The organism is Fimbriimonadaceae bacterium (assembly GCA_019638795.1).
Lineage (GTDB): Bacteria > Armatimonadota > Fimbriimonadia > Fimbriimonadales > Fimbriimonadaceae > JAHBTB01.
The window spans coordinates 216,666-240,942 of record JAHBTB010000003.1 but is presented as its reverse complement, the minus strand read 5'-3'; the positions used below and the strand labels follow the sequence as shown (position 1 = coordinate 240,942).

The window sequence follows — 24,277 nt, the reverse complement described above, 5'->3', positions numbered from 1 at the left end:
GACGGCATGCTCGCCGTCGCTGTCCTGTTGCTTGCCCGGCCGTGGACGTACGAAGTCCGCCACATGGAAGGCTGGACGGTCAAGGTGCGGTCTGAACTCCTCGGTGCGGCCAAGGAGGAGACCGAGGGCAAGCTCAAGCTGGTGAGGTCGCAGTTGCAGACGGTCGCCAAACTCGTCCCCGCCACTGCCCTCAAGGAGTTGCGCCGGGTGACGGTCTATGTCTCGCCGGAGTATCCCGGCACGCCGCCGCGGGCGGAGTACCACCCGGACGCCGGCTGGTTGCGCGAGCATGGACGAGACCCGGAGATGGCCAAGGGGGTCGAAGTCACCAACATGCGGATACTGAAGGAGGAGATCGACCGGATGCCGGTCTTTCTCCTGCACGAACTGGCCCATGCCTACCACGACCGGGTCTTGGGCTTTGACAACCCCCGGGTCATTGCCGCGTACACCAAGGCCAAGGACAGCCGCGCCTACGATGACGTCGAGCGGTGGAACGGGTCGGGAAGACCGGTGACCCACGAGCGGGCCTACGCCATGACGAACGCCCAAGAGTACTTTGCCGAGGGCACGGAGGCGTTTTTTGCCCGGAACGACTTTTATCCTTTCAACCGGTCCGACCTGCATCGAGTCGACCCCGGTCTTGAGTCGCTTCTTGACGAGGTGTGGACGCGGTCGACCGGTCAGAAGCCGTCGAGCACGACAAAGACAATCCGCTTGTAACCGTCCGTTTCGTACAGGCAGCCCAGCTTGCCGTGGCCCAGGTCGGCGAGGACGGAGTACGCAAACTCGCCGGGTTCGATGACGCGCTTGGTCGGCCAGGTCTTGCCGTCGTCCGTGCTCGTCCACACGGTGCCGTTCCGGCGGTCCTTGGCGTCGGGGCCTGAGTAGAGCAACTTGCCCCCAAACCGGACCACGCTCCCCATACAACTGGGGTCGGTGAGTTGGGGAAGCTCATGCACCGGCGACCAGGTTTGTCCGCCGTCGTGGCTGACTGCCGCCCGGCGGGTCTTGGGCCCGGCGAACTGCCGACTGACCATGAGCACCGAACCGTCGCCCAGTTCGACGCACTGCGCCTCGTTGACCTGGCTCCGTTCCTTGCCGTCGACCATGAGCATGGCCCCCGGGGCGTCGGCCCCCGTCCGCCAGGTCATGCCGCCGTCGTCGCTGTACGCGGCGTAAATCTGCCAGCGGTAGAAGGGGCCCTGGTTGAACGGCATGACCAGCCGTCCCGCGTGCCTCCCCTTGGTCAGTTGGATGCCCGTCCCCGGACCGCTGGCGAGGGTCGTCGCGACGGTCGGCCGCTTGACCTGGGCGGTGATGTCACGCGGTGGTGTCCAGGTCACTCCGTCGTCGTTGCTCGACATCATCCAACTCGTGACCACGGCCGGGCCGCTGAACCCTGTTTTCAGGGCGCCGTCTGCCTCGCCGTGGCCCGCCGGGTAGTGCTGGAACATGAGGACGACCCGTCCTGACTTCCGGTCCTGGACGACACAAGGGTTGTTGTAGGCGCCGCCGGCCGGGGCGGCGAGGACCTGGAGCTTTTCCCACGAACGGCCTTGGTCGCGGCTCCGCCTCAGGATGATCATGTTGCCTTGTTGGTCGGTGGCGGTGCCGTCCCGTCCCTCGGCGAAGGCAAGCAGGGTGCCCTTGGTGGTCTGCAAGAGGCTAGGTATCCGGATTTGGGCGAACCCGCCGTCCCCGGTGGCAAAGACCGTGGTCGTGAGGACAAGGAGCAGACTGGACAGCACCATTGAACCCATGATCGCACATCGCGGGCCGGCACCTCAATTTCTGGACCTGAACCCCGCCATAATCAAGCCGTGGGACTGGGCCGTGATTTGACCTCGCTGGAGCATACGGTCCTTGGGGTCTTGCTCAAACTCCAGCCGTGCCGGGCCCATGCCGTCGTCATGGAATTCGCTTCCTCGCAGAACCTGGCGTTCCGAAGCAAGGCCGGGTCGATCTATCCGCTCATGACCCGACTGACCCAGGCCGGTCTCCTCCACAACGAGGGCCGCAAGTACCGCCTTGCGCCGGCCGGCGTCGAGGAACTCACCCGGTGGGTGCGGCCGCCGTTCACCGCCGACCAGGTGTCGACCAACCTCGACCTCCTCCGCTCGCGAATGTACTTTTTGGAGACACTGGACGAAGCGGAGAGGCTGGCGTTCCTCGACTATGCCGAAGCTGAACTCGTCGGGCTGTTGGAAAGGGTCGAGCACCTCGTGGGCGAGCACGTCGAGATCGGCGACTACTTCGGCGAACTGGCCACGATGGGCGCGGTGAAAGAAACGGAGGCGCGGATCGCCTGGATCCGCGCCGTCCGCGAGCGGCTGGTCGCTGGCCGCCCAGGCTAGGCCGGGGTGACCTTCAGGGTGTGTTCGACGGGCACCCGTAGGGATTGCACCCGCTCGATGTAGGCCTCGCGGGTGATCTCCGTCCGTTTCACCACCGCTGCCTCATTGGTCTTGAAGTCGGGCTGGCGGAAGATGCTCTTGATCTGCTTGGTCTCGTAGGCTTGCTTCTCTCCGATCGCCTTGCCGCACGTGTTGAACGCGTCACTGAAGGGGTTCGTCGGGAACTCGGCGGCTAAGTTGATGCCCCTGGCCAAGGTGGCCCGGGCATACGTCTTGCTCTGGCTCCCCCAGGTGACCTTGTACCGGGCCGCGTGGCCGCCCGTGACCACGAGGATGAACCGGTTGAGGTCTTGGTTCCAGGGGATGAACCGGGCCGCCGCCAAGGACGAGTTGGTCGGGTTGTTGTCGTCGCGCAGGACGAACGGGTACTGGGTGCTCCGGATCTTGTACGTGTCCCCGTCGCGACCGGTAAGGCGGTGCCCGGCGGTGGCGGTGAATGTTTTCGTCGACAGGTCAATGGTGTAGCGGGCCAAGTCGGTCTGGCCCATGCCGAGGGCCTTCAGAAAGGCGTAGGCCATGGCGAGGTGCCCGGCCGCCCCGGGATGGACGCCGTCGGCCCCGGACGCCTCCAGCTTGTCGCCGTACACCGCCTTCGCCTTGTCGCGGAGCGTGACCATGGCCTGGTAGACCTCGGCGAAGCCCAGCTTGCGCTTCATCGCCAGTTCAAGACCGATGTTGTGCAGGTGGGCGAGGCCGTCGTTCATGTCTTCGATGCTGCCTCCTCCCTTCACCCAGCCCGGCTTTTTGCCCACAATGCCCGGCGAGCCCACGACGACCCGCACCCCCGCCTTCGCAAAGGCGTCAAGGATCTGACTCATCTTTGTGCGGTACAGGTCGCCGATCGACTTCTCGTACTTGCGGTAGCCGTGGTCGTTCATGCCGTAGCAGGTCGTCGCTACGGTCGGCCTGAACTGCAGGCAGTCTTGCTGCATCCGGTTGGCAAACCCCGTGGCCGTCTCGCCGCTCCAACCCAACTGCCTGACTTCGACTCCAAGGTCGGGGCGGCAAAGGGTCAGGTACTCCTCGATGAACCGGGAGTAGAGCTTCTGTTCCGTGATCGAGTCGCCGATGACGGCGAGCCGGTCTCCCTTGTGGAGCACGACGGGCGGCTGGTGGTTCGTCGCCAACGGGGTCTGGGCGCACGCGACGGCGGCGAGGGCCGACGCCAACGTCGGCAAAGCGCGGAGGGAACGCATCGCCCAACTTTACACTAGGCTCCGTGGCCCTGCTGGCGTCTTGGTCTCCGACGGGCCGTGTGGAAAAGACGAAGGTGCGGCCACCAGGGCGGGCTCGTCTTGATCTCCGACAAGCCATGCCCGCCGGCGTGGTGGCCAGACTCGGATGAAGCTCAAGCGCGTCAAGATCTTCGGCTTCAAAACGTTTGCCGACAAGACCGACATCTCCCTCGACGGAAAGATCATCGCCGTCGTCGGCCCGAACGGATGCGGCAAGTCCAACATCGTGGACTCGATCCTGTGGGGCTTGGGCGAGACGAACGCCCGGCAATTGCGCGCCCAGACGAGCCAGGAGGTCATTTTCAGCGGGAGCGTGCGTCGCAAGCCCTTGGGGTACGCCGAGGTCTCATTGACCTTTGACAACGAGGACGGCGCCCTGCCGATCGAGACCGCGGAAGTCCAGGTGAGCCGCAAGCTCAACCGCGCCGGTGAAAGCGAGTACTCGATCAACCGTCGGCCGTGCCGGCTCAAAGACGTCGCCGACCTCCTCGCCGACTCTGGTTTGGGCCGGGCCGGCTACGCGATCGTGGGGCAAAGCGAGATCGACCAGGCCCTGGCCGCCAGTGCGGGTCAGCGGCGCGCCTGGATCGACGAGGCGGCGGGGGTCCAGCGGTACCGCGCCCGACGTCTGGAGTCGGTGCGGCGACTGGAGGGCGCCAAGCAACACCTCGCCCGCGTCCACGACGTCCTGAACGAGATCGAGCGGCAGCGGGCGCCCCTTGAGGCCGAGGCGGAGACCGCACGGAGCTACAAAGCCGCCGTCCAGTCGTTGCGCCAGGTCGAATGCGGTCTCCTCGCCCGAGAACACGCCCAGTTGGAATCGGAGATCGCCGAACTGGAGGAGCGGCTGACCGGTACCCACAAGTTAAGCCTCGACGCTTCCGCTGAGATCGAGAAGGCCGAGGCCGAGGCAATAGCCGCTGACGAGCTTGCCCAGAAGCTTGAACAACGCTTGGAGCTCCTCCGCGAGTCGCAGACACGGGCCAGCGTGAACTTGGCCAACGCCCAATCGGCCCTACATGTCGCCCAGCACCGGCTGGAGAGCCTCGACGAATTGGAAGGCACCCTGGGCGAGGAGTCGGCCCATGCCGCCGCCCGTCTCGCCCAAGCCCGTGAAGAGTGGGCGACGGCCCAGTCCGAGGCGGAGGCCGAGGCTGCCGCCTTTGCCGCGCTCCAGGCCGAACTGGCGGGCGTGGACGACGAGGCCCAAGCGTTGAGTTTATCCTTGGCGCAGGCTGACAAGGCCCTGGAAGAAGCCCGCCGCCGCCACCAGGAGCGGCAAAAGATCGAAGTCGAGCTGGCCCACCGCGAAGACCGGGTCAAGCATATCAAGGTCGAACTCCAAGGCATCGTGGCCACCCTGCCCGACTTGGAGCAAGCGGTGGCCGAGGCGCAGGCCGCCCTCGATGCCCAGGAGCGATTCGTCGCCGAGGCGGAGGCACTCATCAAGCAGGCCGAGGCGACCTTGGCACAGTCACGGCGGGAGGAGGAGCAAGAGGCTGCCCGGACACGCCAGTTGCTCGCCGAGACCGCCACCCTCGACGGTCGCCGCCGGGGCCTCGAGGCCACCGTGCTCGGCCACGAAGGTCTGGCCCAAGGGGCGCGGGCCGTCATGGCCGCCGTCGCCCAGGGGATGCTCCCCGACGTCTACGCCCCCGTCGGCACCGTCGTCGAGGTCGACCCCGACCTCGCCCTCGCTTTGGACACCGCGCTGGGTAACGCGGTCAACGACTTGGTCGTCCCGGACGACCGTGCGGCAAAAGAGGCGATCCAGATCCTGAAGGAGGGGCGGCTGGGCCGGGCGACGTTCCAGCCGGTGAACCTCATGCGGCCCTCGACCCCGTCGCCGGAGCTCCGGCGCTTGCTGAACGAAAGGGGAGTCGTCGGGTTGGCCAGCGAGCTCGTCCGGTGCGAGGCCCGGTTCCGCCCAGTGGTGGACAGCCTCCTCGGCCGCGTGGTCGTCGTCGAGGAGCTTGACGACGCCCTCCGACTCGCCCGCACCTCGGGGTGGTCGAGGATGGTGACGATGGACGGCGAGGTGGTCCATGGGAGCGGTGCCGTCACCGGCGGCACCAACGTGCGCCACTCCACCGGCATGGTCCAGCGCAAGGCAGAACTCGCCGAACTGGAACACCAACTCAGCGCCCTCCAGTCGGACGTCGCCAAGATGGATAGGGCCAAGGCCCGGCGGGCCGAAGCCCGGGCCGTGGCCGAAGAGTCGGCCCGGGAAGCCCGCGACCTGGCCGCCTCGCGGGCCAAGGAGAAGGAGGAGGCCAAGTCGTGGTGGCTGAACCTGCGCCACGAACTCCAGGCCACCGTCCGGAGCCAAGACAAGCTGAACGAAGAGCTGAAGCAGCTCCAGGCGCTTGAGGCCGAGTTGCCCGCCGCCGAGGACATCGCCGCGGTGGAATCAGCCCGCGACGCCGTGTTGAGGCAGCTGGCTGCCAAGTCGAGCGACGTTGAGACGGCCTCCGAGCGACTGGCCGAGGCCGAGTCCCGCTCCGCCCAGTCGGCGCGACGGTGCCAAGAGGCGGAGCGGCGGTTGCAGCACCTGAACGAGGCCGAAGAGCACCGGGCACGCCGCACCGCGAACTTGGAGCCCGAGCGTGAGAGGCAGCGCGAGGCGATCGCCTTGGCCGAGGCCGAGGTCGCCAAGCACAGCGCCCACGTTGACGAGACCCGTGGCCAAGTCGTCGCCACCGTCGATCAGCGGACGGCCTCTTTGGACGAGGCCAACCGTCTGCGCCAGAAGGCCAGGGACGCCCAAAAGGCGGTGGACGGACTGGCCGAGACGATGCATCGCGCCGAACTCTCGCGGGCCCGGGCCGACAGCAAACGGGCGTCCGTGGTCCAGCGGTTGTTCGAGGAGTACGGCGTGGGGCCAGAGGAGGCCGCCGCGGCCCAGACGAAAGAACTGCCCGAAGACGCCGCCGCGTTGGTCGCCCGGCTCCGCCGGGAGATCAAGGACATGGGCGAGGTCAACCTGGGCGCCATCGAAGCCTTTGAGCGACTGACCGAACGGCATGACGAGCTCCGTGGCCAAGTGGACGACATCGAGGGTGGCATGGAGGAACTCCATGGCAGTGTCAGGGAACTGGACCGCATGACCCGCGAGCGGTTCATGGCGACGTTCGACAAGATCCGCGACGCCTTTGGCCGGACCTTCACGACGGTGTTCGGGGGCGGCGAAGCGACACTCGAACTGAGCGAGACCGAAAACATCTTGGACTCCGGCGTCGAGATCAGCGTGACCGTCCCGGGCAAGCGGCGTCAGCGGCTAGAACTGCTGAGCGGTGGTGAACGCGCCCTTTCTGCTTTGGCGTTCCTGTTCGCCTTGCTGAGCGTCAAGCCGTCGCCGCTCGTCGTGCTGGACGAGGTGGACGCCCCGCTCGACGGCCGCAACGTGGAGCGTTACATCCAACTCATGCGCGACTTTGGCGGAGACACCCAGTTCATCCTCATCACCCATAACCCGGTGACCATCGAGGCGGCCGACGTGTGGTTTGGCGTGACGATGCAGGAACCAGGGGTCTCGACCTTGGTGCCCTTCCGCGTGCCCGAGCCGCAAGTCGTCCGAGCGGTCGTGCCCGACGCCTACCTGAAGGGCTGAGGCTTACTTCTTCGCCATGTCCGGGTACTGGGGCCGGACGTCCAGCCACCGGAACCGGCTGAGCGGCATCCAGATGAACCATGCCTTGCCGACGATCGCGTCCTTGGGCACCAGGCCCCAGGCTCGGCCGTCGTAGCTGCCGTTCCGGTTGTCGCCCATGAAGAGGTAATAGCCTTCGGGGATCTTCGCCGGCGGCGCGTCATGAAGCTTCTTCTGGAGGTCGGCGTCCTCGGCGCGGTAGGCCGGCGCCGTCGAGACCGGCTGCTTCATCGGGGCAAACTCGGGACTTGGCGTGTTGGTGTAGTCACCGTAGGTCTGCACAGGCCAAGGCTTGCCGTCGAACATGACGATCTTGAAGTCGGCGAGCTGGACTCCGTCCCAGTCTTCCTTTGGCAAGACGTGGGTCATGGCCTGCGAGGTGTATTCCGTGCCGGGGTCGGAGTAGGTGTAGTCCACGTACGGCTCGGTCAGGGCGACGCCGTTCCGGTAAAGGACCTTGTTCTTGTACTCGATCAAGTCCCCGGGCCGACCGATCAGGCGCTTGATGTAGTCTGTCTCTTCCGACGTGGCGGGGGGGACGAGTCCCTCCTGGGGTGGCTTGAAGACGACGATGTCGCCGTATTGCGGTTCGCTGACGCGGTAGACCCACTTGTTGGCGACGATGTAGTCGCTCAAACGGAGCGTGTCGATCATCGACCCCGACGGGATGACGAAGGTCTGGATGCCGAACGGGCGCACGAGCATGAACACGACGACGGCGGAATAGACCAACGCGTCGGCAAACTCGTTGACACCTTGGGCGAACTTATAGAACCCGAACCGCTTGTGCTGCGGCGTGTCCATCACCGTCTTGTAGAGCAACAACCGGACGATGGTGCCGACGGCGGCGAAGACCAGAATCTTGCTGATCGGCGCGCGGGCCAGACGGTCGATCCAGTAGATCGCCCCTTGTTCACCGTGCGCTTGCGCGACCAGGGTCCAGAAGGGAAACACAGGTGCCCTTTAGCGCTTTTCTTCGATGCGGGCGGCCTTGCCGACCTTGTCGCGGAGGTAATAGAGCTTGGCGCGGCGGACCTTACCGTGGCGCAACACTTCGAACTTGGCCACGTTCGGCGAATGAAGGGGGAACGTGCGCTCGACGCCGACTCCGTTGCTCATCTTGCGGACGGTGATGTTTTGCGACACTCCACCATGCCGCTCGGCGATCACGAGGCCCTCGAAAACCTGAATGCGCTCTTTGCCCGCTTCGCGGACCTTCACATGGGCGCGGACGGTGTCGCCCGGGCGGATCTCCGGCAAGTCGCTCTTCAAGTACGGCTGGGCGACGCTATCAAGAATGGCCTGTTTGGACATGGCTCTGGAAAACCTCTATCGCGGTTGTCGGTTGGCGCGGGCCAGATGGCCAGCGACGCCCGCCGAAACTCTCACGGAGCACGGATTATAACAGATCGATGTCGCCAGGATGTAGGTCTGCTTTGGCGAAGAGGTCCGGCCGGTGTTCCCTCGTCCGGCGCAACTGCTCTCGACGCCGCCAACGGGCCACCGCACCATGGTCTCCGGACGTCAGGACAGGCGGCACGTCGAGCCCTTCCCAAGTGGCCGGCTTGGTATAGAGGGGAAACCCCAGCAACCCTCCCGAACTGTGGCTGTCGTCACGATGGCTCTCAGGGTCGCCCAGGACGCCCTCGCGGAGCCGGACAACCGCGTCGGCGATCACGAGGGCCGGGAGCTCGCCACCGGTCAACACGAAGTCACCGATGGTCAGGCAGTGGGTGGCCAGCTTGTCCCGCACCCTCTCGTCGACCCCCTCATAGTGGCCACAAATCAAAACGACTTCTTGACACCGGGAGAGGGCCTCGGCGTGGGACTGGGTAAAGAGTTCGCCGGCCGGGTCGGTGAGCACGACGGCGGCCCCGGGCGCGGGGCACAGGCTGGCAAGGGCGTCCGCCACCGGCTGGGGCTTCATGACCATCCCGGGCCCGCCGCCATAGCTGCTGTCGTCGACGGTGCGGTGCTTGTCGGTAGTGAAGTCGCGGGGGTTGGCGGTCTCGAACCGCACGTGCCCGGCGGCCTCGGCCCGGGCCATGATGCTGTGTCCGAGGGCCTGGCGGACCATTTCGGGGAACAGGGTCACAAAGGCCACCCGCATGTGCCGCCGAGTGTAGCCGACTGGTAATCTTGCCACCGTGAACGTCCCTGCCGACCTGAAGTACACGAAGTCCCACGAGTGGGTGCGCCTGGAGGGCGACACCGCCACCATCGGGATCACCGACCATGCCCAGTCCGAGCTTGGCGACGTGGTCTACGTCGACCTGCCCACCCCGGGCCGGGCCCTCGCCACCGACGAGACGTTCGGCAGTGTGGAGAGCGTCAAGACCGTCAGCGACCTCTACGCCCCAGTGGCCGGCGAAGTCGTCGAGGTGAACCAGAGCCTGAACGCCCAGAGCGAGCTGGTCAACACGGACCCCTACGGCGGCGGCTGGATGGTGAAGGTCCGGGTCAGCGACCCCGCCGAAGTCGCGTCCTTGCTGAGTCCGGACGCCTACGGCGCCACCCTGGACGACTGAGTCTCGACGGTCCAAAGGGACCTGGCCCATTTCCGTCCGGTGGCGGGGACCGCGGATGTAATCTCGCGCCACCAGCCACTTTCCCCCTTGACGGGCGGTGGGGCTATATAGTAGATTTATGTCTACCATTTGAAATCCACGAGTGGACTAAAGAAATGAGCACGATGAACTACACGTTTGGCGACCGGACATACGTCCTCGACATGGACAAAGCGCACGAGGCGCAGGCGGGTAAACGGGTGGTGAACGGCCGGGAGACGATGACCTTCAACCTCCTGCCGCTCAAGTACCAGTGGGCGTACACCCTTTACCGCACGATGAAGGCCAACCATTGGGAGCCGGAAGACATCCCGATGCAGAAGGACATCGAGCAGTGGCGTAGCGAGACCGCCCTCAAGGAGATCGACCGCTGGATCATCCGCATGGCGGTGGGCTACTTCAGCGCCGCCGAAGGGATTGTCGGCGACAACATCATCCACGTCGTCCGGGAGTTGGTGACGGCTTCGGAGTTGAAGTTGGTGTTGGGCCGGCACGCCCACGAGGAGAACATCCACGCCGACTCTCTGCTGTACATGATCTCGTCGCTGGGCATCAACCCGCACGAGTGCGAGGCGATGTTCGAGGACATCGAGACGATCCGCAAGAAGAACGAGTTCGTCACCCGCACCAGCCAAGGCATGCGCCGTGACCTGGACATGTCGTCGGACGAGAACGTCAAGCTCCTCGCCAAGAACATGTTTGTCTTCGGCCAATGCATGGAGGGCACCCAGTTCTACGGACTTTTTGGCATGGTGCTCTCGCTGTACCGCCAGGGCAAGTTCCCGGGGATCGGCCAAATGTTCCGCTACACACTCAGGGACGAGTCAAACCACATCGAGCTCTTCCGCCAGCTCATGATGGAGTTGGTCGAGGAGAACCCCCAGATCTGGACACCGGAGTTCCGCGGCGAGCTGGTCGACCTGATGAAGGAAGCGGTCGCCCTGGAAAAGGCGTTCATCGACGACTGCCTGCCCGTGACCGGCGTCGGCCTGTCGGCGGAAGAGTTCAAGCAGTACATCGACTACATCGCCGACCGTCGGCTTGAGGGTTGCGGGTTGCCCGCCCTGAACCCGGGCGTCCAGAACTCGCTCCCTTGGCTCGCCGAACTGATGGACATCAAGAAGGAGCAGAACTTCTTCGAGGGGCGCGTCACCGAGTACCAGAAGTCATCGGCCCTGGGTTCGGTGGACGACAACGAGCTTTGACGGAGGCAAAATCATGACCCGTAATAATGCCGGGATTTGTCCCATGGTCACCCCCTCGCGCAATTCGCATGGTAATGTTACGAGGAGATTGGAGATGACTATGAAGAGGACTCTTATTCTTGCTGGTTTGTTTGCCTTCGCCGCATCGGCCAACGCCGTCGTCAACTTTAACATCACGAACCCCAGCCAAACGGTCGCCGCCCCTGGCTCCGGCTATGTGCTCGTGACGTTCGCGGGCACCGTGACGCTGACCGGTGGTTTTACCCCGGCAGGGTTGTCGGTCGAGTGGCCCGGCAACGGTTCGACGTTCTTGACCTTTGACAGCTTCGACGCTGGCTTCTTGGCCTACGTGTCTGCTGCCGTGGTTGATTCCAACTACACCGGCAATCTCTTCAGCTTCCAGGTTCAGTCGACGGACACGCCTGGCCTGTACGACCTTAACAGTAATGGTTCAAGCCCGTTTGCTGAGGCGACATTTGACGCCACGCGAAATGGCGTCAGGGCTTCGGACAACGAGTTCTTTGACATCACCGTCACGGCCGTCCCCGAGCCGGCCAGCATGGCCGTCCTCGGTCTCGGTGCGGCGGCGTTGCTGAAGCGCCGCATGAAGCGCTAGTCGCTTCTTCGTTCCAAGTTCTGACGGCCCAAACCGAATGGTTTGGGCCGTTTCCTTTTGTCACCTGCTTTGCCGACCCTGTCCTTCCGGGCCCCACCGACACCTGGCCAGGCGGGTCCCGGTATCGTAGTCCGTGATGAATGGCCGCATCACTGAGATTGACGCTATCGTTGCCCAATTCGACATCAACAACCACCCGTTCTACCAAGAGTGGGTCGCTGGCACCCTTCCGAGTTCGAAACTGCAAGACTACGCGGGCGAATACGGCCGGTTCATCGGCACCATCGCCCAGGGTTGGCAGACTATCGGCGAGGCTTCTGTCGCCGAGGAAGAGCGGGAGCACGAGGTCCTGTGGGGGGACTTCCGCTACGAACTCGGCTTGACGGCGGAGAGCCGCCGGCCCCAGACCGACGTCCTTGTCAACGCCGCGACGCGCTACTTCAGCCAGCCGGCTGAGGCCCTCGGCGCCCTCTACGCCTTTGAGGCCCAACAACCCAAGACTTCGGAGGCGAAGCTTTCCGGTCTCGTCGCCCACTATCCCGAGATCACCGACAAGGGACGGGAGTACTTCCGCATCCATGCGGCCGACTTTGCGGAGCCGGAGATGTTGCGCGAAAAGATGGCCGCGATGTCGGACGAGGACTTCGCCCGGGCGAAGTCGGCCTGTACCGTGGTGTGCGCCGCGATGTGGAGCGCCCTCGACGGGGTCTACTACGCCGACTGACTGCGCTTGATGCGCGAGGTCGGAGGCGCGGGCTCGACGTGAAGTTTGGGTTCCGACGCCTCGTGGATGAGCCGTGTCCAGACGGCACGGCTCACCCTGGACATCCCTCGGACCGAGGCGACGGCCTCCACCGAGAACTCTTCGACCGTCTGGGCTTCCAGGACGACGGTCAGGCGGATCGTGTCGCCGCGCCATGACACGACAAGTTCCACGTCGGACTCCATGTCGATCGTCTCGTAGGCTTCGATGGCGAGGGCGCGCTCGGCCACCGCGACGACTTTGACCGAGCTCGACCGGCCCGACGACTGCATCTCCGTCGGGAGCGGCGTCTCCAAGAGCAAGAGCGGGTGCTTGCGCGGCAAGGCCTTGGAGGGCGATGTCGGCCGGACGACCATGAAGGTCGACAAGGTGGCGATGGCCAGTCCGTCAAACCAGACGTGCTCGTGGTCGTTGAAGCACTCGACTTCGACGTGGCCGAGGAACGTCTTTGCCCGGTCGCCGACGTCGACGACGATCTGCGCGCCGATCTGGCGGCGCACGACGGCACAAAGGGTGTCCCCGGACGACGGGTTTGTCAGTCTGACCTTTGAGCCGTCAAGCATGAAATTCATGGGCGCGCCCATCCCATGATCGGGTCGGACGGGGTGGTGGCTTGACCCATAAAAGAACCCCGGGACTGAAATCCCGGGGTTTTGCTGGGCAGGTGCTGAGAGCCCGTTCTTACTTGAGGACGAACTTCAGGCCCTGGGCGTCGGCGTCGACGATCGGCAGACCTGCCGGTGGCCCGCCGAAGCGGCGGAGCCGGGTGACGCCCGTGAACCGCGCCTTCAGGACACCAAAGCTGTCCACGTACTTGGCGATGTCCGTCGCGTACATGTGGAACGACATGGTGGACGTCGTGGTGCCAAGGAGCTTGGACGAGAAGGTCACCCATTTGAGCTTCACGGGGTCCCACAGGTTGATCGTGCAGTTCGTGTACTGGTCGGCCTTCGCGATGTGCTGGAAGGTGATCGAGTAGATGTTCGACGTGTCACCGATGTTGTAGGTGGAGTCGTACATGATCGTCGGCCCGTAGTTCGGGATGTTCGTCGCCTGCACACTGAAGGCGACGTCGTCGATGGTGTCCAGGTCCGACGCCGAACCCGAGTGGAGCGAACCGTAAACGATGTTGACGCTGCTCGGTGTCAGGTCGAAGTCGGTGATCCTCACCGCGTTGACGGCGAGGTAGGCGTTGAGCAGACCGTGGGCACAACCGGTGGGCAGGGCGCTGGCCGTGCTCGTGATCGCGGTCTGGACGTCCGCAGGCGGCATCGTCAGGCCGCCGACCGACTTGATCAGGGCGGAGACGCCCGACACATAGGGGCAGGCCATCGACGTGCCGGACTCGATGCCGTAGCCGTCGGGCAGCGTGGACAAGATGTCCTCGCCCGGTGCGGTGACATCGACCATCAGGCCGTAGTTGCTGAAGCCCGACCGCTGGTTGCGGCTGTTCGAGGAGGCGACGTCAAAGACTTCCGAGTAGCTGCCGGGGATCCGCCAGACTCCGTAGACTTCGCGGACCGTATCGACGTTGATCGAGTTGTTGCCGGCCGAACCGACAAAGACGCAACCCTTGCTGTGCATGTAGTCGACGCAGTCGATCCATGCTTGGGGGAAGTCCGAGGCGCCGTCGGCGTAGCCACCGATGCTGTAGGAGATGACGTCCGCGCCGGCGTCGGCGGCCGCGGTCAGGGCGGCGAGCAGGTCGCTGTCCGAACCGGTTCCGTCGTCATAGAGGCCCTTGACCGGCATGATGTTGCTGCGCCACGAGACGCCCGCGACGCCGATGCCGTTGTTGCCTGCGGCCGCGGCGATGCCCGAGGTGTGTGTGCCGTGACCCTGGACGTCGGCAACGGTCGGGGTGGTGAAGCTCATCGGGTTGACGATGCGGCCGGCAAACTCGGGGTGGGCCAAGTCAATGCCGGTGTCGACGACCGCGATCGTGGTCGAAGCGCCCGTCGTGATGCCCCAGGCCAACGTCGCGGCGGTGCGGCGGTGCGACCACTGGCTCTTGTACATCGGGTCGTTGGGGAAGGCGTCGATTTTTTGGACGCCGTCGCGCTGGACGTAGCGCACCATCGGCATGGCCTTCACCTTGGCCATGGCTCCTTTGGCGGCGGCTTCGCTAGAGAAGATGATCGAGACCAAGTTCAACCGCGGGATCTCGCGGAGGACCGCCGCGCCTTGCGGCAGAGCGTTGGTGAACGCGCTGATCGGCGTGCCGGGCTTGATCCCGACGAGAAGAGTGCGCACGGCCTTCGGGGTCGCCATGGCGTTGGGCGGATACATCATGTCCCTGGCCCTCTGGCTCCGGGCGGACTGATTGCCGTTCAGGGCTGACTTGACGTGGCTGCCGAACTGACCAAATTGAGATTGGGCGAGAGCTGACGCCGCGAGCGCGGCCACCCCCGCAAAAGTAATCAAGCGATAAGCTATCGGTTTCAACATATTCCCGACTCCAGCAGGACGCACGACACGTCCGCCCCTGAGTATACATAATGACGACGTCCGGCTTCCCGTGCAGGGTTCGCCCCAAGTGGTTTCTTGACCACCATGTATGCTCAAACCACTATGAAATGCGCGGTGGGCGTCGATTTTCGCGGGTTGTATGAGCGGGGTGCCGCCATTGTCACCCGACTCGCCCCGGTCGACCTGCAGACCACGCTGGTCCATGTCGTCGAGCCAGCCGTCTCCGAAGGTCTTCCCGGACTCACGCCCGGGCACCCCCTGTACGACTTGACAAGTTCTTTTGTCCAGGACGCCGAGCACCACAACGACGAGGCGGCCGCCAAGCTCGGCGCGAGCATGGCGGTGCGGGAAAAGGTCGTCCTCTTGGGCGACCCCGGCACGGAGTTGGCCCAGTACGCTGACGAGAAGGAGATCTCCCTGGTCGTCCTTGGGGCGGAGAAGAAGGGGTTCTTGGCCAACCTGTTCCTCGGTAGTGTCACGCGCTACTTGGCCGTCCATTGCCCGACCAGCGTCCTCGTGGGGAAGGGCGACATCAAACCCGGGCCCTTGCGCGTCGTGTGGGCGACCGACCTGTCGGCCTACAACGCGGCCTGCGCCCGGCAGTTTGTCAGTTGGGGGCCCACCGGAGTCGGTGAAGTGCACCTCCTTCACGCCCTCACCGACGCCGACTTGGACGCGCGACAGGAGATAGAGGACTTCAAAGGTTTGTTCAGCGACCTGGGCTGCCCGGTCACCTCCAGCCTCGTCGACCACCAGCTCAGCCAAGCGGTGCGCGAGGCGATGGGGCCCGGTGACCTTCTCGTGGTCGGCGCGGCAGGCCACAGCTTTATCGAGCGGGCGTTGCTCGGCAGTGTCTCGTTCAACGAGGTCGCCCATACCGAGCACAACGTGCTTGTCATGCGTGTCCCGGGCGCTTCGGTCTGAGGACGGCCGCCGGGCCGGTAGGGCACAATAGCCCCCATGACTTGGCAAGAGACAGTCGCCGAGGCGGGGAAGTCCTTCGGGCACCGCAACTGGATCGTCGTCGGTGACGCGGCCATGCCGGTCTCGTCGTCGCCGGGATATGACGTCGTGCTCGCCGAGGCGTCACTTCCTGACGTGCTCTCCTTTGTCCTCAAGAGCCTAGGCAGCCAAGTCAAACCGGTCGCCTGGCTGGACGCCGAACTCGAACTGGTCGAGGAGGCGGCCGCCAAGGGGGTCGAGGAGTGCCGCCGGGCCATCGCCGCCGGGCTGAAGGGGGTCGAGACGCGGACCGCACCGCACGAGGAGATCCTCGCACGCCTAGACCAGACTTCGCGGGCCTTCAAAGTGTTGATGGTCAAGTCCACGCTGCAGGTGCCCTACACCAGCGTCTTCCTAGAGCTTGACTGCGGCTATTGGTGCGCCGACCGCGAGGCCGCGCTGCGGCGGCGTATGGCCGGGCGGATCGGCCACAACCAGATCGTCTGAACGGGCGGGCGCCCACGTGCCGACAAGGGGCCGGGCCCTGGCTATACTGCCAGGCATGCCGCGCAAAGTCCCCGACACCCCATCGCGCCGCCTGACTTCCGACGACCTCAAACGCCTCCCCTGGCGGAGCATCGGCCCGGCCAGCATGGGAGGTCGGGTCGCCGACCTCTGCTTCAAGCCCGGTGACACCAAGACTTACTACGTCGCCTATGCGTCTGGGGGCCTCTGGCGCACCACCAACATGGGCACGACGTTTGAACCCGTCTTTGAGAAGGAGGAGACGAGTTCGGTCGGCAGTGTCGTCTGTTGCGACGCGCCGGTCGATTGGAAGGGTTGGGACAGGGCGACCGCCAAGGATGACCGGAAGAAGCAGGGTCGGGGCAAGATCGTCTGGGTCGGCACGGGCGAAGGCAACGGTCGCAACTCCAGCAGTTGGGGCCACGGGGTCTACCGGAGCACCGACGGCGGCAAGACGTGGACGCACCTCGGCCTGGAGGACAGCCACGACATCCCGCGGTTGGCCGTCGACCCCCGCGACCCGGACGTTTGTTACGTGGCCGCTCTGGGCCACCTGTGGGGCGCGAATGCGACCCGGGGCCTCTACAAGACCGTCGACGGCGGGGCCACGTGGACGCCGGTGCTCCAGATCAACGACCAGACCGGGTGTTGCGACGTCATCCTCGACCCCAAGGAGCCGGACACGGTCTATGCGGCAATGTACGACCGCCGACGAACGGCGTGGAGTTTCCGGAGCGGCGGTCCGGAGGGCGGGATCTACAAGAGCACGGACGGGGGCAAGACGTGGAAGAAGCTCGCCGGCGGATTGCCCGGAGCGACCGGTCGGATCGGCTTGGACATCTATGCTGGTGACACCAAGAAGCTGGTCGCTGTCGTCGAGAGCACCCAGGACGGGGCCAACTCGATCCGCGACGACCGGATGCGCGGCGGGGGCGTCTTCCGCAGCGACGACGGAGGCGCGACTTGGGTGCGGAAGAGTCACCGGTCACCCCGGGCGTTCTATTTCAGCAAGGTCAAGTTCGACCCCAAGGACGACAGCCGCGTCTACATGCTCGGATGGACGACCGAGGTCAGCGACGACGGCGGCGACACGTTCCGCTCTGGGGTCTGCAACATCTTGCACGCCGACCACCACGCGATTTTGGTGAGCCCGGTCGACAGCGACCACCTCGTCATCGGCACCGACGGCGGCGTGTACCAGAGCTTTGACAAAGGAGCGACTTGGGACTTCCTGAACACCATGGCGACGGGACAGTTCTACAACCTTGGCCTCGACATGTCGGAGCCATACCGGATCATCGGCGGCCTCCAGGACAACGGCACGTGGGTCGGGCCCAGCGCGACTAACAAACTCCAACCGAAGGACGACAGCCAGAAAGTCCCCGCGACCAGCATCTCAAACGCTGACTGGTACGACGTGTTCTGGGGCGACGGTTTCCATGCCGCTTTCGACACCGAAGACCATGACGTGGTGTACGCCGAATGGCAAGGCGGGCACATCACCCGGGTCAACATCGCCACGGGCGACAAGCGGTATCTGAGCCCCGAGGCCAGGGAAGGCGAGTCACGTCACCGCTACAACTGGAACTCGCCGTTCTTCATCAGCCCCCACGACGGCAGCGTCATCTACCACGCAGGTAACAAGGTCTTCAAGCTCACCGGACGCGGAGCGCGGTGGGCCTGCATCAGCCCCGACCTCACCACCAACGACCCGGCAAAGATGGACACCGAAGGTAGCAAGGCGGAGGCGCACTGCACCTTGGTGAGCCTGGCCGAGTCGCCGGTCGAGAAGGGCGTCCTTTGGGCCGGTTCCGACGACGGCCTGGTCCACGTGACCGTTGACGACGGCAAGGCTTGGGCCAACGTCACCCCGGCTCAAGTGGGAGGGCTGTACATCAGCCGCATCGAGGCCAGTCACCACGCCAAAGGCCGTGCCTACGTGAGCGTCGACGGGCACCGCAGTGACAACATGGACCCCCTGGTGCTGGCCACCGACGACTACGGCCGGACTTGGCGTGACATCACCAGTGACCTACCCAAGGGCCGGAGCGTGAAGTGCGTCCGGGAGGACCGGTCGAACCCCGACGTCCTTTACGTGGGGACCGAGAAGGCGGTGTACTTGAGCCTCGACCGAGGTACGTCGTGGGTCGACATGCGAGGCAAGGCCCTGCCCACCGTCCCGGTGGACGACATCCAGCAGCATCCGCGCGAGACCGACCTGGTCTTGGGCACCCACGGGCGCTCCATTTGGATACTAGACGGGGCGGCCTGGATCAGCGAACTCACCCCCGAGGTCCTGGCGTCGCCGCTCCACCTCTTCAAGACCCCACCGGCGCGGCCGCAGTACTTCATCGACTATCCCGGCCTTTGGACACACAAGGTGTTCCGGGCGGCCAATCCCCCGACCGGAGTCCGTATCGACTACTGGGTCGGCGAGTACCAGGGCGAGGACATCAAGGTCTCCATCGAAGACGCGGGCGGCAATCCGGTGAAGTCGCTCAGCGGATCAGGGGCGCCAGGCTACAACCGGGTCACCTGGGACCTGGTGCCGGAGAAGTGGCTGCAGTTGGCGGACAAGGGCGAGGAGCCGATGCTTCAGCAGATGAACGTCAGGCCCGGCGTCTACACCGTCAAACTGACCCTGGGTGAACACAAGGCGGAAGGCAAGTTCGAAGTCCTGCCTTTGAAGGGGAGTTGAGGGTGGCCGGTACGTACGAAAGCCTCGCCAAGATGATCGACCACGCGTTGCTCCAGCCGTCCCTGACGGTGGACGAACTGGAGTCGGGCTTGGAGACGGCGGTGGCCTACGGGTGCGCCAGCGTCTGCATCATGCCCCATTACCTGGAGCGGGCCGCTTCTCGGCTTGAGGGCACCGGGGTCAAGGCCAGCACGACGGTCGGGTTTCCCCACGGCGGCCAAAGGACCGACGTCAAGGTTTATGAGGCCCAGAGGGCCCTGGCAGACGGCGGGGAAGAACTCGACATGGTCGTCAACGTCAACCTGGTCAAGAGCGGCCGGTGGGACGAGGTGAAGCACGACGTCCGGGCCGTGGTCGACCTCGTCCATGCCGCCCGGCAAAAGGTCAAGGTCATCTTCGAAAACGCTCTTCTGGACGATGACGAGAAGGTGCGGTTGTGCCATGTCTGCAACGAGGTCGGGGCGGACTGGGCCAAGACCTCGACAGGGTTCGCCTCGGGTGGGGCGACGGTCGAGGACCTGACCCTCATGCTCAAGCATTGCCGGGCCCCGGTGCAGGTGAAGGCGGCCGGCGGAGTCCGTGACCTTGCGACCCTCAAGCAGTGCCACGACATGGGCGTGACCCGGGTCGGCATGTCTCGCACCGCCGAAGTGCTCGACGCTTGGCGCGTCGAACTCGGCATGGAACCTATCGGGCTCAGCGCGTCGGCGGGGTACTAGGACACCTCGACCACGTCGTCGACTCTGACGACGACGACGGTCGCGTTGTCCGACCCGCCGCCGACCAAGGCGGCACCGACAAGCCGCCATGCCGCCTCGCTGGGGCCGTGGTCAGCTAGCAACTGGTGGATCTCGGCGTCCCCCACGTGGTTGGTGACGCCGTCAGAGCACAGCATGAAGACGTCGCCCCTTACCAGGGTCATCTGGAAGATGTCGGGGATGACGTCAGGCTCGGGCCCGATGGCCCGGGTGATCATATGGCGGTACGGACTTGCTTCGGCGGAGGCCCGGTCCATCATGCCTGCCCGCACCGTCTCCTCGACCCAGGTGTGGTCGACCGTCAATTGCTGGGTCTCGCCGTCTCGGAGCCGGTAGACCCGCGAGTCGCCGACCTGGGCAATGTACCCCTGGTCCTGAAGGAGGACGAGGGCGGAAAGGGTGGAACCCATGCCGCGCCGTGACGGCACCGAGCGGCCGACGTCGTGGACGAACCGGTTGGCCGCCGCGACCGCGCCGCGCAGGGCGGCTTCGGTCTCCGCCGTATGGTTGCGATAGACGTCGATGAAGGTCTTCGTCGCCATTTCGCTGGCGATTTGTCCCGCCTCGTGCCCGCCCATACCGTCGCAGACGACGAAGACAAGGCCCTTGGCGGCGACTTCCTGTTCCGTTTCGGGGACAAAGAACTCGTGCTTGTCCTCGTTGTTCTCGCGTACGCGGCCCATGTCGGACTTCGCCCCCACCGTGACGACGGGGCGGTGGTGGAGGACGACCGGGGCGACCAACTGGTCGGGGGCGAACTCGGCGGTGATCTCTTCCATCGTCACGACCTGAACCGGACGCGGACCTCGACGGCGCCGAGCTTGACGACATCGTCCTTGGTCAGTTGGACTCTTTGGCCGGGGTTCAGCTTGGCGCCGTTGAGCAGGGTGCCGTTGGTCGACCCGGTGTCGGTCAGCCAGACCTCCGACTCCGTGACTTCGATCTCGCCGTGCCTCCCGCTGACATAAGGGTCGGCGATGACGACGGTGTTGTCGCTCTTGCGCCCGAAGACGTGGGTCCCCAACCCCAGGGGAATTTCGCTGTCAGGCAGGACTAGCCAGACCACCGCCGTGTTTGTGGTGGGGGCGGCCTGCATCGCGCTGGTCTTGCCGCCCATAGCGGCGAGGGTCTTGTTCGTCTCGCCCGGCATGCTGACGGTCAGTTCAAAGCCGCCCAGGCTCACCTTGTCCCCGTTGCCCAGGGTCTTCTTTTCTCCGGGGCCGAGGCGCGTGCCACCGACCGACGTGCCGTTGGTGCTGCCGAGGTCTTCGACCGTGACAACCGGCCCGTCCAGGGTCACCCGGGCGTGCTGACGGCTGACGCGGGTGTCCTCGACCAAGACGTCACCCTGTCGGCCGACGACGTTGTCCCCCGGCCGCAGGACGTGTTCGCGGCCGTTGGCATCGACGAGGACGGGCAGTTGGACGGCGGGCGCGCCGAAGGCGTCGCCGTCAAGGGCCAGTTCGAAGATCAACCCGCAGTCGACGCACCAGGCCGTCCCAGGCGGATTGAACGACTTGCAGACCGGGCACTGGACCGGCTTGATCGTTTGGGTGGCGTTGATGCTGGGCCCAACCCCCATGATCGTGCGGTTGGGGTCAAGGACGGAACCCATTTGGGTCCGGTTCGGGTCGGCGACCGGCGCCGACCCCATCTGAGTCTTGTTCGGGTCCATGTCGGGCTGCTCTTGCCAGGGCGAATCTCATTTCACCACAAAACCGCGAGGAGCGGGGCCTCGCACATGTATAGTTCCCTGAAGCCATGGTCCACCGCGCACCCGTCGCACTCCTCGCCGTCGCTGTCGTCGCCTCATGCCCGGCCGTCGCTGGTCTTGACGGCCTCTATGGCGAACCGACCGCCATCACCCCGTCCCGCCTCCGTGCCCACCTCGAACTCGTCGCCGACGACCTGATGGAGGGGCGCGACACACCGTCTCGGGGACTCGACATCACCGCGCTCTACATCAGCACCCAATTGAAGCTGTGGGGGGTCAAACCGGCCGGAGACAACGGCACGTACTTCCAGCACATCGCCCTGGGGGCGGCCGTGGCGGACGCAACCCGGACGACCTGCAAAATCGCCGGGCACGACCTGAAGTTTGGCGACGACTTTGTCGCCACCGGTGCCACCGGCAAGTTCCACGGCAAGATGGTCTTTGTCGGTCAGGGATGGATGATCAAGTCCGAGAACATCGACCCCTACAAGGGCATGGACGTCAAAGGGAAGGTGATCGTCGTGGCGGGGGGCAACCCCCGCGGCTTCCGCCAGTTGATGCGCAACGGCAAGTCGGGCGTCGACTACCTGTCCCCGGATGACGCGGTGACCAAACTCGGCGCCACCGGCGTCGTCCGCGTCGCCAGCGACGTCGACCTGGTCTCATGGGACCGAATGATTGGGAAGACCCCGTCGCGGGCCTCGATGCAGGCCCGGTCTGGCGGAGTCCCGACCGTGGTGGTCAAGCCGGAGTCCATGAGCAAGGTGCTCGGCGACGACGGCGCGAAGCTGGTCGCCTCCAGCACGCCGCAACCCGGGCCGTTCGAACTCACTGCCGAGGCCGACGCCGACGTCGTCATGAACCCGCCCGCCCTGCACACCCAGAACGTCGTGGCGGTCATCCCGGGGACGGACCCTGTCCTCAGCAAGGAATATGTCGCGTTTGGCGCGCACATGGACCACATCGGCATCAGCAACAACGGGGTGGACCGCATTAACAACGGAGCCGACGACGACGGCTCGGGCACGGTCTCGATCCTTGAGATCGCCCACGCCTTTGCCGTCGGCCCCAAACCGAAGCGTTCCATGCTCTTTGTCTGGCATTGCGGCGAAGAGAAGGGCCTGTGGGGCAGCCAGTACTTCACCAACAACCCGACCGTGCCCCTCGAAAAGGTCGTGGCCCAGTTGAACATCGACATGATCGGTCGGAGCAAGGCTCCGGGTGACACGGACCCCGAGGACCGGATGCTTACCGGCCCCGACGAGATCTACGTCGTGGGGAGCAAGCGTATGAGCGACGATTTGTACAATGCCAGCGTCGCCGCCAACAACGACCTCTACAAGCTGAAGTACAACTACCACTACGACGAGCCGAACGACCCCGAGTCGATCTTCACCCGCAGTGACCACTACAACTACGCGGTGAAGGGCATCCCCATCATCTTTTGGTTCGACGGCGTGCACGTGGACTACCACCGGCCGGGCGACGAAGTCAGCAAGATCGACTTTGAGAAGATGGCCAAGGTCGCGCGGACGGTCTATGGTCTGGGCTATCGCTTGGGCAATGACGCGAACCGACCCAAGGTCCTCCGCTCGGCGAACGGCTGATGGGTCCGCGCAAGCGCGTCGTCATCTTGGGCTCGACGGGCAGCATCGGGCGGCAGACTTTGGACGTCTGCCGCCGCCTGCCTGACCGGCTGGAGGTCGTGGGTCTCGCCGCCCGGTCCTCGGAGGACGCCCTGGCCGCCCAGGCCGCCGAGTTCGGTGTCGAGCACGCCGTCCTGATGGGGCGTGACGGTCTTGACGCCCTGACCGACCTCGCCGCCCTGCCGGAGGCCGACCTCGTCGTCGTCGCCGTGGCCGGTGTCATCGGCCTGCGGCCGACCCTCGCCGCCGTGGAGTCCGGCAAGCAGGTCGCCCTTGCCAGCAAGGAGGTGCTCGTGGCCGCCGGCGAGCTCTTCGGTCCGCTCCTCAAGCGTCACAAGACCCTCCTGACGCCGATCGACAGCGAGCACAGCGCCGTGTTCCAATGCCTGCAAGGATGCGACCGGAGCCATGTCCAGAAGGTCGTGCTTACGGCAAGCGGAGGCCCGTTCCGGGGCATGACGAGGGCGGAACTGAAGGATGTCACCCGCGGCCAGACCTTGGCCCATCCGACGTGGAGCATGGGCGGAAAGATCACGGTGGACAGCGCCACCCTGATGAACAAGGGGCTCGAGATCATTGAGGCGAAGTGGCTCTTCGATCTTGAATACAGCCAGGTCGACGTCGTCGTCCATCCCCAGAGCGTGGTGCATAGCTTCGTCTTCTTCAACGACGGTAGCGCCTTGGGGCAGTTGGGATGGCCTGACATGCGCCTGCCGATCCAGTACGCCCTCGTCTATCCCGACCGGCTGGACAGCGGGCTCAAGCCGTGGGACCCCACCAAGACGCCGAACCTGACCTTTGAAGAGCCGGACGTCGAGACGTTCCGATGCCTGGCCCTGGCGAGGCGGAGCGGCGAGACCGGTGGCACGGCGCCGGCGGCGCTCAACGCGGCGAACGAGGCGGCGGTCGCCGCCTTCCTGGACGGGCGGTGTGGGTTCCTCCAGATTGCGGACGTGGTCGAGTCGGTGCTCGACCAGCACGAGCCCGAGGAAGTCACCCTCGACTCCGTCGAGCGGGTGGACACCTGGGCCCGTGCAACCGTCAGCCGAGAATTGGGGTTAGGATAGTTAACT

Annotated in this window: 22 protein-coding genes; 13 read left to right on the top strand and 9 right to left on the bottom strand. The window is 65.1% G+C overall.

Annotated features, from left to right (window positions below; genetic code table 11):
- Positions 1 to 6 precede the first annotated feature (6 nt).
- Complete coding sequence (locus KF857_06135) at positions 7 to 723, top strand: hypothetical protein (GenBank protein ID MBX3111571.1); 717 nt, start codon at positions 7 to 9, stop codon at positions 721 to 723.
- Here the strand turns inward: KF857_06135 and KF857_06130 are convergent.
- Positions 684 to 1,763 carry an exo-alpha-sialidase gene (locus KF857_06130; GenBank protein ID MBX3111570.1) on the bottom strand — a complete coding sequence of 360 codons (1,080 nt, stop codon included), beginning with the start codon at positions 1,761 to 1,763 and terminating at the stop codon, positions 684 to 686. The two genes, KF857_06135 and KF857_06130, sit on opposite strands and share 40 nt — an antisense overlap.
- A gap of 60 nt (positions 1,764 to 1,823) precedes the next feature.
- Here KF857_06130 and KF857_06125 point away from each other — a divergent pair, with 60 nt between their 5' ends.
- The gene (locus tag KF857_06125; GenBank protein MBX3111569.1) at positions 1,824 to 2,357 is read left to right on the top strand and encodes a PadR family transcriptional regulator; all 534 of its coding nucleotides are present in this window, start codon (positions 1,824 to 1,826) and stop codon (positions 2,355 to 2,357) included.
- Here the strand turns inward: KF857_06125 and KF857_06120 are convergent.
- Complete coding sequence (locus KF857_06120) at positions 2,354 to 3,613, bottom strand: SGNH/GDSL hydrolase family protein (protein ID MBX3111568.1); 1,260 nt, start codon at positions 3,611 to 3,613, stop codon at positions 2,354 to 2,356. The two genes, KF857_06125 and KF857_06120, sit on opposite strands and share 4 nt — an antisense overlap.
- A 145-nt stretch (positions 3,614 to 3,758) precedes the next feature.
- Between KF857_06120 and smc the strand changes: the two genes are divergently transcribed.
- Positions 3,759 to 7,262, top strand: a complete 3,504-nt coding sequence (gene smc / locus KF857_06115) for a chromosome segregation protein SMC (protein ID MBX3111567.1) — start codon at positions 3,759 to 3,761, stop codon at positions 7,260 to 7,262.
- Positions 7,263 to 7,265: 3 nt separating this feature from the next.
- Here smc and lepB read toward each other — a convergent pair whose 3' ends face one another.
- The 3 genes from lepB to trmD all read right to left on the bottom strand — a co-directional run bounded on the left by lepB (position 7,266) and on the right by trmD (position 9,411).
- Complete coding sequence (gene lepB, locus KF857_06110) at positions 7,266 to 8,255, bottom strand: signal peptidase I (protein MBX3111566.1); 990 nt, start codon at positions 8,253 to 8,255, stop codon at positions 7,266 to 7,268.
- A 9-nt stretch (positions 8,256 to 8,264) separates the two neighbouring features.
- Positions 8,265 to 8,615, bottom strand: a complete 351-nt coding sequence (gene rplS / locus KF857_06105) for a 50S ribosomal protein L19 (GenBank protein MBX3111565.1) — start codon at positions 8,613 to 8,615, stop codon at positions 8,265 to 8,267.
- An 85-nt stretch (positions 8,616 to 8,700) separates the two neighbouring features.
- Entirely contained in the window at positions 8,701 to 9,411 is a 711-nt protein-coding gene (trmD, locus tag KF857_06100) for a tRNA (guanosine(37)-N1)-methyltransferase TrmD (protein MBX3111564.1), read from the bottom strand.
- Positions 9,412 to 9,448: 37 nt separating this feature from the next.
- On the opposite strand from trmD, the gene gcvH reads away from it, so the two are divergent.
- The 4 genes from gcvH (at position 9,449) to KF857_06080 (ending at position 12,413) form a co-directional block, all read left to right on the top strand.
- Entirely contained in the window at positions 9,449 to 9,829 is a 381-nt protein-coding gene (gene gcvH, locus KF857_06095) for a glycine cleavage system protein GcvH (GenBank protein ID MBX3111563.1), read from the top strand.
- A gap of 155 nt (positions 9,830 to 9,984) precedes the next feature.
- Positions 9,985 to 11,073 (top strand): ribonucleotide-diphosphate reductase subunit beta, encoded by a 1,089-nt coding sequence (locus KF857_06090; protein ID MBX3111562.1) that lies wholly within the window; start codon positions 9,985 to 9,987, stop codon positions 11,071 to 11,073.
- Positions 11,074 to 11,173: 100 nt separating this feature from the next.
- A complete protein-coding gene (locus tag KF857_06085; protein ID MBX3111561.1) occupies positions 11,174 to 11,689 on the top strand; it encodes a PEP-CTERM sorting domain-containing protein in 516 nt (171 codons plus the stop codon).
- A gap of 136 nt (positions 11,690 to 11,825) precedes the next feature.
- Positions 11,826 to 12,413 (top strand): hypothetical protein, encoded by a 588-nt coding sequence (locus tag KF857_06080; GenBank protein ID MBX3111560.1) that lies wholly within the window; start codon positions 11,826 to 11,828, stop codon positions 12,411 to 12,413.
- On the opposite strand, the gene KF857_06075 is transcribed toward KF857_06080, so the two are convergent.
- Positions 12,401 to 13,024: a hypothetical protein gene (locus KF857_06075; GenBank protein MBX3111559.1), complete on the bottom strand. Its 624-nt coding sequence runs from the start codon at positions 13,022 to 13,024 to the stop codon at positions 12,401 to 12,403. The two genes, KF857_06080 and KF857_06075, sit on opposite strands and share 13 nt — an antisense overlap.
- 109 nt (positions 13,025 to 13,133) lie before the next feature.
- Positions 13,134 to 14,858, bottom strand: a complete 1,725-nt coding sequence (locus KF857_06070) for a S8 family serine peptidase (GenBank protein ID MBX3111558.1) — start codon at positions 14,856 to 14,858, stop codon at positions 13,134 to 13,136.
- A 165-nt stretch (positions 14,859 to 15,023) separates the two neighbouring features.
- Between KF857_06070 and KF857_06065 the strand changes: the two genes are divergently transcribed.
- Genes KF857_06065 through deoC form a run of 4 tightly spaced genes read left to right on the top strand, consistent with a single transcriptional unit; the run spans position 15,024 to position 19,805 of the window.
- The gene (locus KF857_06065; protein MBX3111557.1) at positions 15,024 to 15,845 is read left to right on the top strand and encodes a universal stress protein; all 822 of its coding nucleotides are present in this window, start codon (positions 15,024 to 15,026) and stop codon (positions 15,843 to 15,845) included.
- A 36-nt stretch (positions 15,846 to 15,881) separates the two neighbouring features.
- A complete protein-coding gene (locus KF857_06060; protein ID MBX3111556.1) occupies positions 15,882 to 16,370 on the top strand; it encodes a hypothetical protein in 489 nt (162 codons plus the stop codon).
- Between the two features lie 55 nt (positions 16,371 to 16,425).
- On the top strand, positions 16,426 to 19,086 hold the full coding sequence (locus KF857_06055; protein ID MBX3111555.1) for a hypothetical protein: 2,661 nt from the start codon (positions 16,426 to 16,428) through the stop codon (positions 19,084 to 19,086).
- 2 nt (positions 19,087 to 19,088) lie between these two features.
- Positions 19,089 to 19,805 (top strand): deoxyribose-phosphate aldolase, encoded by a 717-nt coding sequence (gene deoC / locus KF857_06050; protein ID MBX3111554.1) that lies wholly within the window; start codon positions 19,089 to 19,091, stop codon positions 19,803 to 19,805.
- Here the strand turns inward: deoC and KF857_06045 are convergent.
- Together KF857_06045 and KF857_06040 are read right to left on the bottom strand one after the other, a co-directional pair.
- The gene (locus tag KF857_06045) at positions 19,802 to 20,623 is read right to left on the bottom strand and encodes a serine/threonine-protein phosphatase (protein ID MBX3111553.1); all 822 of its coding nucleotides are present in this window, start codon (positions 20,621 to 20,623) and stop codon (positions 19,802 to 19,804) included. The genes deoC and KF857_06045 overlap by 4 nt on opposite strands.
- 2 nt (positions 20,624 to 20,625) lie before the next feature.
- On the bottom strand, positions 20,626 to 21,519 hold the full coding sequence (locus KF857_06040) for an FHA domain-containing protein (protein MBX3111552.1): 894 nt from the start codon (positions 21,517 to 21,519) through the stop codon (positions 20,626 to 20,628).
- Between the two features lie 86 nt (positions 21,520 to 21,605).
- Between KF857_06040 and KF857_06035 the strand changes: the two genes are divergently transcribed.
- Positions 21,606 to 23,165, top strand: coding sequence for a M28 family peptidase (locus tag KF857_06035; GenBank protein ID MBX3111551.1), 1,560 nt, complete (start codon positions 21,606 to 21,608; stop codon positions 23,163 to 23,165).
- The gene (dxr, locus tag KF857_06030; GenBank protein MBX3111550.1) at positions 23,165 to 24,271 is read left to right on the top strand and encodes a 1-deoxy-D-xylulose-5-phosphate reductoisomerase; all 1,107 of its coding nucleotides are present in this window, start codon (positions 23,165 to 23,167) and stop codon (positions 24,269 to 24,271) included. Before KF857_06035 ends, dxr begins: the two co-directional genes overlap by 1 nt.
- Positions 24,272 to 24,277 lie beyond the last annotated feature (6 nt).